The organism is Staphylococcus caprae (assembly GCF_003966625.1).
GTDB lineage: Bacteria > Bacillota > Bacilli > Staphylococcales > Staphylococcaceae > Staphylococcus > Staphylococcus caprae.
In genome coordinates, this window is the sequence record NZ_AP018587.1 from 938,251 (window position 1) to 954,332 (window position 16,082).

General features: G+C 35.6%; 14 protein-coding genes. 4 read left to right on the top strand and 10 right to left on the bottom strand.

Annotated elements, in window-relative coordinates:
- Positions 1–244: 244 nt before the first annotated feature.
- The 9 genes from ilvA to ilvD all read right to left on the bottom strand — a co-directional run bounded on the left by ilvA (position 245) and on the right by ilvD (position 10,945).
- Positions 245–1,513 carry a threonine ammonia-lyase IlvA gene (gene ilvA / locus JMUB898_RS04435; RefSeq protein ID WP_095323442.1) on the bottom strand — a complete coding sequence of 423 codons (1,269 nt, stop codon included), beginning with the start codon at positions 1,511–1,513 and terminating at the stop codon, positions 245–247.
- 15 nt (positions 1,514–1,528) lie between these two features.
- Positions 1,529–2,098 (bottom strand): 3-isopropylmalate dehydratase small subunit, encoded by a 570-nt coding sequence (gene leuD, locus JMUB898_RS04440; protein ID WP_044466889.1) that lies wholly within the window; start codon positions 2,096–2,098, stop codon positions 1,529–1,531.
- Positions 2,099–3,469 (bottom strand): 3-isopropylmalate dehydratase large subunit, encoded by a 1,371-nt coding sequence (gene leuC / locus JMUB898_RS04445; RefSeq protein ID WP_044466888.1) that lies wholly within the window; start codon positions 3,467–3,469, stop codon positions 2,099–2,101.
- 17 nt (positions 3,470–3,486) lie between these two features.
- Positions 3,487–4,530 (bottom strand): 3-isopropylmalate dehydrogenase, encoded by a 1,044-nt coding sequence (gene leuB / locus JMUB898_RS04450; protein ID WP_044466887.1) that lies wholly within the window; start codon positions 4,528–4,530, stop codon positions 3,487–3,489.
- Positions 4,530–6,062, bottom strand: coding sequence for a 2-isopropylmalate synthase (locus tag JMUB898_RS04455; RefSeq protein ID WP_044466886.1), 1,533 nt, complete (start codon positions 6,060–6,062; stop codon positions 4,530–4,532). The genes leuB and JMUB898_RS04455 overlap by 1 nt, the downstream gene beginning before the upstream one ends.
- Before the next feature lie 26 nt (positions 6,063–6,088).
- Positions 6,089–7,093 carry a ketol-acid reductoisomerase gene (gene ilvC, locus JMUB898_RS04460; RefSeq protein ID WP_002445299.1) on the bottom strand — a complete coding sequence of 335 codons (1,005 nt, stop codon included), beginning with the start codon at positions 7,091–7,093 and terminating at the stop codon, positions 6,089–6,091.
- A gap of 126 nt (positions 7,094–7,219) precedes the next feature.
- The gene (locus JMUB898_RS04465; protein ID WP_044466885.1) at positions 7,220–7,453 is read right to left on the bottom strand and encodes an ACT domain-containing protein; all 234 of its coding nucleotides are present in this window, start codon (positions 7,451–7,453) and stop codon (positions 7,220–7,222) included.
- Complete coding sequence (gene ilvB / locus JMUB898_RS04470; RefSeq protein WP_044466884.1) at positions 7,453–9,240, bottom strand: biosynthetic-type acetolactate synthase large subunit; 1,788 nt, start codon at positions 9,238–9,240, stop codon at positions 7,453–7,455. Before ilvB ends, JMUB898_RS04465 begins: the two co-directional genes overlap by 1 nt.
- A gap of 16 nt (positions 9,241–9,256) precedes the next feature.
- Positions 9,257–10,945 (bottom strand): dihydroxy-acid dehydratase, encoded by a 1,689-nt coding sequence (gene ilvD / locus JMUB898_RS04475; protein WP_126514785.1) that lies wholly within the window; start codon positions 10,943–10,945, stop codon positions 9,257–9,259.
- Between the two features lie 712 nt (positions 10,946–11,657).
- Between ilvD and tsaE the strand changes: the two genes are divergently transcribed.
- The 4 genes from tsaE to tsaD are packed head-to-tail and all read left to right on the top strand — an operon-like array spanning position 11,658 to position 14,218.
- Complete coding sequence (tsaE, locus tag JMUB898_RS04480; protein ID WP_170080828.1) at positions 11,658–12,119, top strand: tRNA (adenosine(37)-N6)-threonylcarbamoyltransferase complex ATPase subunit type 1 TsaE; 462 nt, start codon at positions 11,658–11,660, stop codon at positions 12,117–12,119.
- Positions 12,100–12,762, top strand: coding sequence for a tRNA (adenosine(37)-N6)-threonylcarbamoyltransferase complex dimerization subunit type 1 TsaB (gene tsaB / locus JMUB898_RS04485; protein ID WP_044466882.1), 663 nt, complete (start codon positions 12,100–12,102; stop codon positions 12,760–12,762). Before tsaE ends, tsaB begins: the two co-directional genes overlap by 20 nt.
- Positions 12,735–13,196, top strand: a complete 462-nt coding sequence (rimI, locus tag JMUB898_RS04490) for a ribosomal protein S18-alanine N-acetyltransferase (RefSeq protein WP_044466881.1) — start codon at positions 12,735–12,737, stop codon at positions 13,194–13,196. Before tsaB ends, rimI begins: the two co-directional genes overlap by 28 nt.
- A complete protein-coding gene (gene tsaD, locus JMUB898_RS04495; protein ID WP_044466880.1) occupies positions 13,193–14,218 on the top strand; it encodes a tRNA (adenosine(37)-N6)-threonylcarbamoyltransferase complex transferase subunit TsaD in 1,026 nt (341 codons plus the stop codon). Before rimI ends, tsaD begins: the two co-directional genes overlap by 4 nt.
- Positions 14,219–14,316: 98 nt before the next feature.
- Here tsaD and JMUB898_RS04500 read toward each other — a convergent pair whose 3' ends face one another.
- Positions 14,317–15,933 carry a MutS-related protein gene (locus tag JMUB898_RS04500; RefSeq protein WP_044466879.1) on the bottom strand — a complete coding sequence of 539 codons (1,617 nt, stop codon included), beginning with the start codon at positions 15,931–15,933 and terminating at the stop codon, positions 14,317–14,319.
- Positions 15,934–16,082 lie beyond the last annotated feature (149 nt).

Consider the following 16,082-nt stretch of genomic DNA (forward strand, 5'->3'; position numbering starts at 1 on the left):
CCGGCTTACGTCCTAAAGAAAAATAAGGGTGTTAATCCTTAATTTTTCTTACTTAATGGCATAAAGCCATTAAGAACCACTGAAATAATTGCCAGGCAAGTCAGAGACCGAAAGGTCTCTTTTTTTATATCCAATAGTAAAATTATAATTACACAATTCATTTCAAATAAAAAACTCGAAAATGATTACCTGCACGTCACAGAATCATTTTCGAGCAACATTAATTAAAGCATATATTATTAGCTTAAATAAGTAAGGAATATAGCATTTTATTTTCATTAATATAGATATTGGAAGGATCAAAATGGTTCACACGTTCTTTTAATTGAATAAGGTCACTATGATGCTTAAGTTGAATACCAATAATGACTGTACCCGTAGTTTGAGATGTTTTCTTTAGATATTCAAATTTAGTAATATCATCTTGTGAACCTAACACGTCATTTACAAACTCTCTTAAAGCACCAGGTCTTTGAGGGAAGTTTAATATAAAATAGTGTTTCATTTCTTCAAATAAAAGTGAGCGTTCTTCTATTTCTTTCATACGATTGATATCGTTATTACCACCACTTACGACACAAACGACTGTTTTACCTTTAATCTGTGTTCTATAATTTTCAAGGGCAGCTACACTTAGTGCACCTGCAGGTTCAGCTACAATAGCTTGCTTAGAATACATATCTAAGATAGTAGAACATACAGCGCCTTCATCTACTTGAACGTAATCGTCTACGTTATCTTTAGCAATTTCAAATGTAATATCTCCAACTCTTGCAACTGACGCACCATCTACAAACTTATCTATATGATCTAAAGTAACGACACGTTGATTCACAACGACTGATTCATACATACTACTAGCACCAGCAGGTTCCACTCCAATAATTTGAGTATGTGGGGAGTACGCTTTAAAATATGTGCTAATACCTGAAATTAGGCCTCCACCGCCAATAGCAGCGAATAAATAATCGAATTTCACGCCATCTTCTTTAGATTGTTCAATGATTTCTTTCGCAAGTGTACCTTGGCCAGAAATTGTATAAACATTGTTAAATGGATCAATGAAGTTCATTTCGTGTTCTTTAGTATAAGTGAGCGCTTCCTCTAAACAATGATCAAACGTATCACCAGTTAATACAACTTCGACATTGTCACTACCAAAAAATTGTACTTGGTTGATTTTTTGAAGTGGTGTGGTTACCGGCATGAAAATAACGGCTTTTAAATTTAATTTTTTAGCAGTGTAAGCCACACCTTGTGCATGATTACCTGCACTTGCGCATGTAATGCCTTTATTTTTAGCCTCATCAGATAATACTGAAATTGCATTGTAGGCACCTCTTAACTTGAACGAACGTACCCATTGAAGGTCTTCTCTCTTTAAATAAACCTTGCAATCATACTTTTGGGAAAGGTAGTGATCAAGTTGTAATGGTGTTTCTTTGGCGATATCTTTAAGACGTAAAAAGGCTTCATCGATATCTTGAGTTGAAACGGTCGTTTTTACTGTCATAATATTCCACACCCTTTAAAATGTTTTTTCATATTTTTCTATTAAATCTTCATATTGTAAAGTAATGGCAATATCATCAAGTCCATTTACTAATTTATTCTTCCATGTTTCATCTATTTTAAAGTTAAAAGTTTGTTCAGGAGATGAAACAGTTTGAGTAGGTAAATCAATGGTTACCTCTTCGAATTGAGCTAAATGTTCACGAGCTTCCTTTTCAAGAGCAATAGGTAACATTGCATTCTTAGTACAGTTCATATAAAAAATATCACTAAAACTGCCAGCAATAATAATATTAAAGCCGTAATCTTTTAATGCCCATGCAGCATGTTCACGACTAGAGCCACATCCGAAATTATCTCCTGTAATTAAAATAGATGCCCCTTTGTATTGTGGCTTATTAGGATTAAATTCTGGATTATCTGAGCCATCAGGTAAATAACGCCACTCATCAAAAGCAAATGGGCCAAAGCCTGTCTTTGAGATTCGTTTTAGGTGGACTTTAGGGATTATTTGATCTGTATCAATATTGTCATAGAAAAGGGGGACAACCTTACCTGTATATGTTGATATAGGTTGAATATCCATTTATACGACCACCTTTCTTACATCTACAAATCTTCCATTAATAGCTGCAGCAGCTGCCATTGCAGGGGAGACAAGATGTGTTCGTGCACCTTTACCTTGGCGTCCTTCAAAGTTTCGATTACTTGTTGAAGCACAGTGAACACCTTCAGGAACTTGGTCAGGATTCATCCCTAAACACATTGAACATCCAGGCTCTCTCCATTCAAATCCAGCTTCTTTAAAAATAACATCGAGACCGAGAGCTTCAGCTTCTTTCTTAACTGTTCTTGAACCAGGAACAACGATAGCAGTGATATTAGGATGAACTTTATTTCCTTTAACGATACGACTTGCTTCTAATAAATCAGATAATCTTGCATTGGTACATGATCCAAGAAAAACATATCCTAATTCAATATCTTCGGCTTTTTGACCAGGTTTGAGGCCCATATAATGATATGCGCGTTCATCGTTTGAATCTTTGATTTCAGGAAATGGACTACTGAAATTGACACCCATTTCAGGATTTGTTCCCCAAGTTACTTGAGGTTCAAGGTTAGAAACATCTAATTCAATGACTTTATCAAAATATGCATCCTCATCTGAATAAAGCGTTCTCCACCAATCAATAGATTGATTAAAGTTACTTGCATAAGGACGTCCTTTAACATATTCAAATGTAATTTCATCTGGTTGCATCATTCCATACTTTGCTCCGGCTTCAATAGCCATATTACAGATTGTCATACGTGCTTCCATAGACAAACTTTTTATTGTTTCTCCTGTAAATTCAAGGGCATATCCAGTACCAAAATCTACACCATATTGGTTAATTAAATAGAGTATAATATCTTTAGCATAAACACCTGTAGGTAATTGGCCATTAATATCTATCTTTAAATTTTTAGGTTTTGTTTGCCATAAAGTTTGAGTTGCAAAGACATGCTCAACTTCACTAGTACCAATACCGAACGCAATTGCACCAAATGCACCATGTGTAGCTGTATGTGAGTCACCGCATACAATTGTTTTACCTGGTTGTGTCAATCCAGTTTCCGGTCCAACCATATGAACAATACCTTGCTCATCAGATCCCATATCAAAGATGTGTACCCCAAAATCTTTAGCATTTTTCTGTAATGTCGTAATTTGTTTATTAGCAATCTCGTCTTTAATATTGAAAATATCAATAGTAGGAACGTTATGGTCTAATGTAGCGAAGGTAAGATCTGGTCTTCTAAGTTTTCGATTTTGAATTCTGAGTCCCTCAAATGCTTGAGGAGAAGTAACTTCATGTATGAGATGCAAATCTATATATAATAATTGAGGTTCACCTTCGTTTCCGTGTAGAACATGTTTATTCCATACTTTATCGAATAGTGTTAGTCCCATCATACTTCTCCTCCCTTTTATGAATATTGATTCTTTAGTAGTTTAAATATTTCTGAAGTTTTGTATTGACCACCTAAATCAGCAGTCGTTTTACCAGATTTAATTAAAGCAAAGACATGGTCTTCAAGTTCTTTGGCAGCTTTAGGTTGGTTCAAACTTTCCCTTAAACAAAGTGCTAATGACAGAATCATGCCAAATGGATTTGCAATGTCTTGATTTGCAATATCTGGCGCAGATCCATGGATGGGTTCATACAAGCGAGTTCCTTGATTACTGAAACTTGCTGAAGGTGATAATCCAAGAGAACCAGGAATCACTGATGCTTCGTCACTTAGAATATCCCCAAATAAATTTTCGGTGACGATGACATCAAATTGCGTAGGTCGAGTGATTAAATGCATACTGCAGGCATCTACTAAAAGATGATTGACTTCTACATCTGGGTAATCTGCTTTAACTTCTTCAACAGTTTGACGCCATAGTTTACTAGAAGATAAAACATTCTCTTTGTCTACAGAAGTTAATTTTTTTCTTCTATTTTGTGCTAAGTCGAAAGCGACTCTTACAATTCTTTCAATTTCCTCACGCGTATAAGTTAAAGAGTCTAAAGCAGAAGTAGCATCATAGTGACTCGGTTCACCAAAATAAATACCACTAGTTAACTCTCTAACAATAACTAAATCAGTTCCTTTGACACGTTCCTCTTTTAAAGGAGAAAGGTGACTTGTCCCCTCAGTGACAATGGTAGGACGGATATTTGCGTATAAATTTAATGATTTTCTTAATTTCAGTAACCCATGCTCTGGTCGATTGTTTGGATTAGTCCATTTCGGACCGCCTATAGCACCTAATAAGATTGCATCAGCATTTTTACATGCTTCTAATGTTTTATCAGATAGGGGAGTGCCATAGTTGTCTATGGCCGCCCCTCCAAAATGATGTTCTTCAAGTTGATATTCAAAATCATATTGTTCACTAATTAACTTGAGAAGTTCTAAAGTACCATTTAAGATTTCTGGACCAATCCCATCTCCCGGAAGTGCAACGATGTGATAACGCATTATTGAATACCTTCCTTTTCTTGATTTTCAGATACATATTTAGCATGGGCTTCAATATAAGCTTTGCATGATGCTTGTAAAATATCGTGATCGAAACCAATACCATTGACAGATTTTCCTTCGATAATTAAGCTCACATGTACTTCAGCTTGCGCATCTGTACCTTCTGTAACGGAGTCAATTCTATAATCAATGAGCTCTGTTTGACGTTTGAAAATGCGATCAACAGCATTATAAATGGCAACAATTGAACCAGTACCAATACTTGAATCTTGATAAGTTTGTCCGTTGTTATCTTTAATAACTACAACAGCACTTTGTAATCCTTTGGATACATATTGAAGTTGTAAATTCTCAAGTTGATAGATTGCATTTTGTTCATGTTCAGAACCTTGAATAATTGCGTGGATGTCACGATCTGATACTGCTTTCTTCTTATCAGCAACTTCTTTAAATTGCTTGAATAGCGCAATTTGATCTTCAGGACTAATGTCGTATCCTAGTACTTTTAATTTTTCTGCAAAAGCGTGTTTACCAGAAAGTTTACCAAGTGGTAATTCAGTAGTACTGACACCGACTAATTGAGGTGTCATGATTTCATACGTTTCACGATGTTTCAGTACACCATCTTGGTGAATACCAGATTCATGACTAAACGCATTTTGTCCTACGATGGCTTTGTTTCTAGGTACTCGTATGCCCGCATAACGTGAAATAAGATCAGATGTTTTTTTCGTTTCACCGAGTTTAATTTGAGATTCTATACCATAATGATCACGTCTGACATATAGTGCTAGCGCTACCTCTTCGAGTGCAGCATTTCCTGCACGCTCACCGATACCATTGACTGTGCCTTCAATACGTCTTGCACCACCTTCAATAGCTGCTAAACTATTTGAAATCGCCATTCCTAAATCATCATGACAATGTGCACTAAATACGATTGGATTATCTGAATGAATGGATTCAGTTAATGTTTTAAAAATTTGACCATATTCAGTAGGATAGCTAAATCCTACTGTGTCTGGGATATTGATGATTGTTGCACCAGCATCCACAGCAGTTTGAACACAATCAATTAAGAACGGAATTTCAGTTCTCGTCGCATCTTCAGGAGAGAATTGTACGACTTCGAAATATTGCTTAGCATATGATACATGTTCTTTGATAGATTCTAATACTTCCGCTTGAGTCATTTTTAATTTATGTTCTAAATGGATAGGTGAGGTAGCTATAAAGACATGAACTTGAGGTTTAGCTGCTAACTTTGTAGCTTCATATACTGCATCTATATCTGCTTTTTTACATCTAGCTAATCCACAAACAGCAGTTGTAGTTAATGCCTTTGCAATCGATTCAACAGATTTGAAACTACCTGTACTTGAAGCGGGGAATCCAGCTTCAATCACATCTACACCCCATTTTTCTAATTGCTTTGCAATTTTTAATCTTTCATCAAATGTAAAGTTGACACCTGGCGTTTGTTCTCCATCTCTAAGTGTTGTATCAAAAATTTGAATATGGTCTTCCATTTTAAAACACCTCTTGAATTTAATAATTATTTTTCAATGCTTTTAGATTTAATAAATGGCATCATTTCACGAAGCTCACGACCCACCGCTTCAATTTCATGACCATGTTGTTGTTCACGTAATTGATAGAATTCTTTAAAGCCATTTTCATTATCTTTAACAAAACGATTAGCAAAGTTACCGTTTTGGATATCTTCTAATACAGTTTTCATGTTGTTTTTAACTTCTGGAGTGATGACACGTGGTCCAGATACATAATCACCAAATTCGGCAGTATTTGAAATAGAATAGCGAACGTTTTCCATACCGCCTTCATACATTAAATCAACGATTAATTTCATTTCATGTAATACTTCGAAGTAAGCTAATTCTTTTTGATAACCAGCTTCTACTAAAGTTTCAAAACCACTTTGAATTAATTTATGGATACCACCACAAAGTACAGCTTGTTCACCGAATAAATCAGTTTCAGTTTCTTCTTTAAATGTTGTTTCAATAACACCAGCACGTGTAGCACCAATACCTTTGGCATAGCTTAAAGCGATATCACGTGCATTTCCAGTAGCATCTTGTTGAACACCAAATAATGAAGGTACTGCACTGCCTTCAACGAATGTACGTCTTACAAGGTGGCCAGGTCCTTTTGGAGCTACTAAAAATACATCTACATCAGCAGGAGGTTGAATAACACCAAAGTGAATGTTAAAACCGTGGGCGAAAGCTAGGGCATTACCTGCTTCTAAGTTAGGTGCGATTTCATTTTTGTATACGTTACCTTGGATTTCATCTGGTAATAAAACCATAACGACATCTGCTTGTTTTGTAGCTTCACTTACAGGATACACATCGAAACCATCTTTTTTAGCTTTATCGTATGAGTGTCCAGGACGGATACCGATGATGACATCATAGCCACTATCTTTTAAGTTTTGCGCGTGGGCATGTCCTTGTGAGCCATATCCGATTACTGCAATTTTTTTACCTTGTAATGCGTCTTTAGTTACAGATCCATCATAATAAACTTTTGTCATAGTAAATTCCTCCAATTACTTCATATAAATTCAAAATTTTCAAAATATTTATATTGTAAAAATGAGTAAGATGTTAGTTGTGTTTAAATATTCAACTTTTTACAACACTAGCGCATCAAATCATTTTTATATACTTGTAACACTTAATACATTAATTTGTTGTTCTAATTTCTTTAAAAGAATATTGAAAGCAGTGTCATCGTCAATATTGACCTTAAGTTCCATATTGGAAATACCATCTTGTTCTGAGCGTTTAACATGTAATTCATCAATGTTACATTGTAATCTGACAAATGCGCTTGTAATGCGATTTAATGTGCTGACTTGATCAGCGACAACGAATTGAATTGTGCGTTGCATTATAATCCCTCCATCTCATTATTCGCTTTACCGCTTGGTACCATTGGAGTAACAGGTTCAACAGGGGAGATACGCACTTCAATCAATGCTGGTCCTTCATGAGCAAACGCTGCGTCAATTTGTGACTCGAGCTTATCCGGTGTATCAATTAAATATCCATTGATGCCATATGCTTCAGCCATTTTCATAAAATCGGGTTGATCATTAAATACGGAATGTGAGAAACGTTGATTAAAGAATTTATCTTGCCATTGTTTAACCATACCTAGAGTGCCGTTATTAATTAAAACGATTTTTACATTTAAATGATATTCAGGTAATAACGCCATCTCTTGATTAGTCATTTGGAAACCGCCGTCACCAACAAAGCAAACCACTGTTTTATCTGGTTCAGCGAGTTGTGCACCAATGGCTGAAGGTATGCCAAATCCCATTGTTCCTAAACCACCGCTAGTGACCCATTGTCCATGATTTTTAAATGGATAGAATTGTGCTGCCCACATTTGATGTTGTCCTACGTCTGTAGTAACGATGGCCTCTCCGTGAGTAATCTTTCCAATATATTCAATGGCTATTTGAGGTTTACTGAACGTAGAATCGTCGTTGTCATATTTAAATGGATGTTTCTGCTTATTGGCTTTACAGTATTGAATCCATTGTTCATGTGGGGCTGTTGAGACATTTTCAGAGAATAAAGCTTCTAAGACGCGTTTACAATCAGCGACAATACCTAAATCAGTATCAATGACCTTATTGATTTCAGAAGGGTCAATATCCACGTGCACAATCTTAGCATTAGGTGCGAATGCATCAGGTTTACTAGCAAGACGGTCATCAAATCTACTACCTAAATTAATGAGTAAGTCACATTCTGTAAGAGCCATATTACTTGCGTATGAGCCGTGCATACCACCCATACCTAGGAATAGGGGATGTTCGTACGGAATAGCTCCTAAACCTAAAAGTGTCGTGACGGTTGGAATTTGGTGTTTAGTGACAAATTCTGTTAATAGTTGATTAGATTTAGAATGATTAATACCTGCACCGGCGAGAATGACAGGTCTTTCTGCTTCTTTAATATAAGAAACTAATGTTTGAATATCTTCAGCTTCTGGCTCGCTCTTTACATCATATCCTGGCAAATTGATTTCATTGGATAGTCCTACGTTAGTTGATAAAATACCCATATCTTTTGGGAAATCGATCACTACTGGACCTTTTCTTCCTGAATTGGCCACATGAAAGGCTTCATGTACGATTCTAGGTATATCTTCAACATTTTTGACTTGATAATTTTGCTTAGTAATCGGGGTAGTCATCGAAAGTAAATCAGCTTCTTGGAATGCATCTTTACCAATTCCAGGTGTCGCAACTTGACCAGTAAAGACTACTAAAGGTAACGAGTCACTATGAGCATCAGTGATACCTGTAATAGCATTCGTAGCTCCAGGACCACTGGTTACTACAACAACACCCGTCTTACCTGAAACACGTGCATATCCTTCAGCAGCATGCGTCGCACCTTGCTCGTGTCTAGCTAAAATATGTTTAATTTGACCATCATAGAATGTATCATACAGCGGTAACACTGCACCGCCTGGATAACCGAAAATGAAATCCACATCTTCGTGTTGTAATGCTTCGACCAAAAGTTTAGAACCACTTCGCATTTGATTCACTGTTTGCGATTTTAAATATTCAGGTTCTGTAGATTTAGCAACTTTTAAAGTATCAGTTGCATCTGTGTCTAATGTAGTAAATGAGGGACTTTCTTTTTGATTAGACATTTTTATCATCTCCAATTTAAATAAGGTTTTCTGGGACTTGCATAATTCCGCCTGTGTTAGCACTTGTAACTAACGCAGTATATCTTGCAAGGTAACCTGTTTTAACTTTAGCTTTAAACGGTTTGAGTTCTTCACGACGACGATAGAGTTCTTCTTGTGGTTGATCGACATCTAACTTTCTATTTATTAAATCTATCGTAATTTCGTCTCCATCTTTGATTAAGCCGATTGGGCCTCCAGAAGCGGCTTCTGGCGAAATATGTCCAAATGCAATACCTCTCGTTGCACCAGAAAATCTACCATCAGTAATAAGCGCCACATCTTTACCTAATCCTCTTCCAACAATTGATGAAGTAGGGGCTAACATTTCTGGCATACCAGGGCCGCCTTTAGGACCTTCGTATCTAATGACAACCACATGGCCTGCACGGACAGTATGATTATCAATAGCTTCAACGGCTTCATCATGTGAATTAAAACAAATTGCTTTACCTTTAAATACTTTAATTGAAGGATCTACACCGCCTACTTTAATCACTGCACCTTTAGGCGCTATATTGCCAAAGAGAATTGAAAGGCCACCTTGATGATCGTATGGTTGATCTAAAGGATGAATGACATCGAAATTTTTAATTTCTTTACCTTCATTGTTCTCTCTTAATGTTTTACCAGTTACTGTTAATCGATCAGGATGTAATGTACCATCTTTCTTCATTAATTCATTGATAATGGCTGGTACACCACCAGCTTGGTGTACATCATGCATAGAATATGATGAGCTAGGCGCAATTTTTGATAAGTAAGGTGTTTTTTTAGCAATTTCATTAATACGTTCTAAGTCATAATCCACACCAGCTTCATTGGCGATTGCTAAAGTATGTAACACTGTATTTGTTGAACCACCCATAGCCATATCTAATGCGAAGGCATCATCAATCGCTTCACGTGTCACGATGTCTCTTGGTTTGATATCGTTTTTAATATTTTCAACTAAACGAAAGGCTGCTTGACGAATCATTTCACGGCGTTGGTCACTCACTGCTAAAGCTGTACCGTTATATGGAAGGGCAAGTCCTAAAACTTCCATTAAACAATTCATTGAATTTGCGGTGAACATCCCTGCACAGGAACCACAAGTAGGACATGCATTCTGCTCCATATCTAGAAATTCTTCTTTAGAAATTGAACCTTCTTTAAATGCACCAACCGCCTCAAACATTGATGATAAAGTGAGGGCCTTACCTTGAGCAGATAATCCTGCTTTCATAGGGCCGCCTGAACAAAAGATTGCAGGTACATTTGTACGAACAGCTGCTAGAATCATGCCAGGCGTTATTTTGTCGCAATTTGGAATATAAAATACGCCATCGAACCAGTGGGCATTAATCACAGTTTCGGCTGCATCTGCAATAATTTCTCTAGAAGGTAACGAGTACCTCATTCCGATGTGTCCCATCGCGATACCGTCATCTACACCAATCGTGTTAAATTCGAATGGGATAGCACCTGCTTCACGAATTGCTTCTTTAGCGATATCAGCAAGTTCTCTAAGATGAACATGTCCTGGCACAATATCTATGTAGGAATTACAAATTGCCACAAAAGGTTTATTCATATCTGTAGGTTGATGAAGTGCGCCCGTAGCGTGTAAAAGACTTCTTGCTGGAGCTTGGTGATCTCCTTTTTTGATCATGTCGCTTCGCATTTTTGATTCCCCCGTATTTGTATTAAGAAAATAAAAAAACGTCCCAATGATTATTGGGACGTTTGTAAGTCCCATTCAACTAGAAATAGGACTTAAACATTTAGTAGGTCATACTAACTAAAGTTCGAGTCCTTACGAGTATAATAAAATGATAATAGCATTTGTAGTTGTCGGTTGATTGAGCGTAGTATGATAAGTCATTTTATTATACTCCTTTCGATGAATGGTTAATTATTCTTAATAGTTTGAATTGTTTTAAAATTTGATAAACCCAATTTACTACATGAGGTGAATCGTGTCAATAATAATTTAGAATTTTCTAACAATTTATTTTTGATTACGACTTAGAATTTTCACAAAGAAATTTATAATAAAATTTGTTACAATAAATGAGTTAACAAGGACGTATTAATAATAAATGAGAGAAACAAAATTAAAGATAAAAGATTACAAAATATGAACTAAACGAACAAATAAAATTAATAAGTCAGACTGTTGGAAAATTATTCCTAATTGAGTATTCACATTTACTTAGCTGAGTATTGATAGCGACACGCCTGCAGGAATAGCATGCGTCTTGAGACTACAGGCTCAAGCCATGCCCGTGGCAAGGGAGCTAAAGCAATACGAAGTATTATTACAATAGATTGATCTTAAGAAGGGGTGTCTACAGTCTGATAAAAACATATCATTAAAAATAGGAGAATGAATGTTGATTACGATACACAATTTGGATGAGATGAAACAATTTGCTGAACTTCTAGTTAAAAATGTAAAAGCTGGAGATATCATTTTATTAAATGGAGACTTAGGTGCAGGCAAAACGACATTAACTCAATTTATTGGGAAAGCACTAGGTGTTAAACGAACAATTAATTCACCAACGTTTAATATTATAAAATCGTATAAAGGTGATGAATTAAAGTTACACCATATGGATTGTTATCGCTTAGAAGACCAAGAAGAAGACTTAGGCTTTGAAGAATATTTTGAAGATCAAGCAATTACTGTTATAGAGTGGAGTCAATTTATCAAAGATTTACTGCCACCACAACATCTTATCATTAATATTAAAGTCAAAAATGAAAATGAACGTGTGTTAACAATTGAATCTCATGGAGACCATTACGACATGATGAAGGAGGTGTTGGTAAATGAATTATCTACTCATTGATACATCTAATCAGCCCCTATCAGTAGCATTAATGCAGGATAATCAAGTCATCGCAGAGAAGACGACCAACATTAAACAAAATCATTCAGTTCAATTGATGCCTGAAATTCAAAAATTATTTGAACAATCTCAGATTGATAAACAAGATATTACGGATATTGTTGTGGCAGAAGGGCCAGGTTCTTATACAGGTTTAAGAATTGGAGTAACTGTAGCTAAAACACTTGCTTATGCGTTACAAACACGATTATATGGTGTGTCTTCATTAAAAGCACTTGCTGCTACTGTTAAAGATGATGATAGGTTATTGGTTCCTATTTTCGATGCACGTAGAGAAGCAGTGTATACAGGTGTTTATCAGAATGTTGATGGAAAGCTTGAAACGGTCATTGAAGATGGCTATTTACCAATAAGTGAACTTAAAGATAAACTTCACGCATTGAATCAAGATTATGTATATGTAGGATTCAATATTGAAAACATTGCGCACCTATTAGATAGTGAAGTTATTGAGAATTTACCAAGTGCAGCAGTCATGAAATCGCTCATTCAAGAACCTGAAGATATTCATACATTTGCACCTAAATATCATAAATTATCAGAGGCGGAACGAAATTGGTTAAACCAACAGAAGAACAATTAAATATTAGGAAAATGAGCGTAGAAGATGTACCTCAAGTCTTTGATATAGAACGGGAAAGTTTCAATGACAGTTCATGGACAATTGATGCGTTTTATCATGAGATTGAACAAAATCAATTTGCGAATTATTTCGTGATTGAATATGACGATAAGATTATTGGTTACCTAGGTTTATGGATTGTGATTGATCAAGCACAAATTACTACTGTTGCGATTAAAGAGCAATTTAGAGGATATGGACTAGGGCAGTTATTATTAAAATATGTTAAAAACTATGCTAGCCATACGTGTGAAGTGATGAGCTTAGAAGTGCGTTTAGATAACGAAGTCGCACAACATGTTTATAAAAATTTAGGTTTTCAATATGGAGGAAAAAGAAAAAATTATTACGGTGAAGGTGAGGATGCGTTAGTGATGTGGGTGAACTTAAAATGACTCAACAAACATTAATTCTAGCAATAGAAACAAGCTGCGATGAAACTAGTGTAAGTGTGATTAAGAATGGTACTGAAATACTTTCTAATACAGTACTGAGCCAAATTGATAGTCATAAACGATTCGGTGGCGTCGTTCCTGAAGTTGCAAGTCGACACCATGTTGAAGGCATGACAGCGACAATTGAAGAATCGCTAACAACAGCCAATATGACTATGGAAGACATTGACGCGGTTGCTGTAACGCAAGGTCCAGGCTTAATCGGGGCATTACTGATAGGAATTAACGCAGCGAAAGCGCTCGCGTTTGCTTATGATAAGCCTATTATTCCTGTACACCATATCGCTGGACACATTTATGCCAATCATTTAGAACAGCCACTTACATTTCCTTTAATGGCGCTTATCGTTTCTGGCGGACATACAGAATTAGTTTATATGAAAGATCATTTAAACTTTGAAGTTATAGGTGAAACAAGAGATGATGCGGTCGGTGAAGCATACGATAAGGTAGCGCGTACAATCGATTTACCTTATCCAGGCGGTCCACAAATCGATCAACTAGCTGCCAAAGGTAAGGATGCTTATAACTTTCCTAGGGTTTGGTTGGAAAAGGACAGCTATGACTTTAGCTTTAGCGGACTTAAAAGTGCTGTTATTAATAAATTGCATAATCTACGCCAAAAAAATGAAGAAATCGTAGCCGAAAATGTTGCGACGAGTTTTCAAAACAGTGTAGTTGAAGTTTTAACGTATAAAGCGATGCATGCATGTCAATCATATGGTGTTCAACGTCTTATCGTTGCTGGAGGAGTTGCAAGTAATAAAGGATTAAGAGCCTCACTTAAAACTGCATGTGAGAATGAGGGGATTACGCTTACGATTCCTAGTCCATCTTTATGTACAGATAATGCGGCTATGATAGGTTCAGCTGGACATTATTTATATCAAGCAGGCTTACGTGGCGATTTAGCGCTTAACGGTGAAAATAATATCGATATCGAAGATTTTTCGATTGAATAAGTAAATGAGAAAGCTCCATTCAACGTATAACATGAAACTACAGTCATACGTTGAATGGAGCTTTTAATATAGATAGAAAGTTTATTAGGAAAATGTAGTTATTCCTTAACTTGTTCTTTAGCGCGTTCATAAATAGCATTAGGAAATTGTGTGATTCTAAGTAATTCAATGGCATTACGCGTATTGGCTTTGCCGGGTTTAATTTTATAATCAAAGTAAATTTCATTATTGTTAATAGATTCATTGAAGTGATAATTGTGATAATCCCTTTCCAATAATGACGATAATTCAATGTCATGTGTCGCAGCTACAACTTGATAGTTAGGTAATGCATTCAAATAGCTGAGTACAGATTCTGAAGCAGCAATACGCTCTGTCGTATTTGTACCTTTAAAAATTTCATCTATGAAACAGTAAATTGTACCTTGTGTATCAATATTAAATAGGCGTCTGATGGACTTCAATTCAGCCATAAAGTAACTATCGCCTGACAATACGTCATCAGCATTGGCCATAGAAGTGTAAACATAGCCAGGTTTGCATTTAAACGTATCGGCTGTTGCAGTTCGAAGGGATTGCGACATAATGATATTTAACGCTACGGCTTTCATAAATGTTGATTTTCCTGAAGCATTGGAACCAGTGAGCAGTATGTGATTGTCGAGATTTAAATCATTAGGTACCGCTACATCTTCGTCAATTAATGGATGTATTAAATTTTGAAAATGCACACCACCAACTGACTCATCTATATCTGGCTCACAGTAATAAGATAATGTACGTCTATACATGGCAAGAGAATAGTGATTATCAAGCGTACTTATATAGTCATAACATTTCGTAACTTCATCCTGATGTTTAAAATAACTATGTTGAATAAGATGAAACAGTACGTAATCAATCATAAAGATTAATTTTACAAAGAGAATTGAACTGGTTACAAAATCAGGTGATTCTATCTTAGCTAGAAATCCACTAAACCTACGAGACGTCTTAAAATGATTAAAATTAACATCTAGTTCAGGTGTGCCCTCTAATTTACTCAATGCAAGACATTGCTTGATGACATTCGCAGTATAGAAGATCGACTTTAAGTCTTGATCATAGGTCTTCTTAAGATTCATCGATAACGTTACATTTAAGATTAAAGCACCGATGAATAAAAACAGACCTGACCCAGGTGATAAAAACATTATCGGCAAAGTAACGATAGGTAATAATGGACAAAACATTAATAAATTATTTCGAGAAATAGGACTTAATTGGTCTGGAAATAACGGATAAACATTTTTTCCTATTTTAGAAAGTATGTAAGATACATTTAAACGGAATGATTTATCATCATTGTAGCGTTGTATGAGTGATTGATTTTCTATTTTAAACATACCTCTTAAAGTGGCATATAATTTCATTTCTCCTATAGCAGTAAAATTAAAGTTGATTTTATGAAATAATGCGCTCAAATTTAAATCGGACCAAGTTTTATCATCGATAAGTGGATGTTTCTTTTCAAATTCGTCTTTATACGTTTGATATTGAGCGTCAAATCGTGAGTTAGGACGTATAAACGATTCTAATTTTGATTTATTATCCCAAAGTGTATTTATTTTAGTGATAAGTTTGCGTCTTTCTATTATAGATACAACTATATTTACGATTGCGACAAGTAAAATAAATATGAGAATGATGAGTGCTAAAGTTAAGTTGTTAGTCATAGAATTCTCCCTTATGTATTTATATTTAAATTATTCCATAAATAAATTTTAGACTCAAACCTTCTTACTGAAATGAAAATGTCAATAGGGAACGTGCGTACTTATCAACAAAATGTGCGTAACTTGTGGATAAACACTGTTAAAAAGTG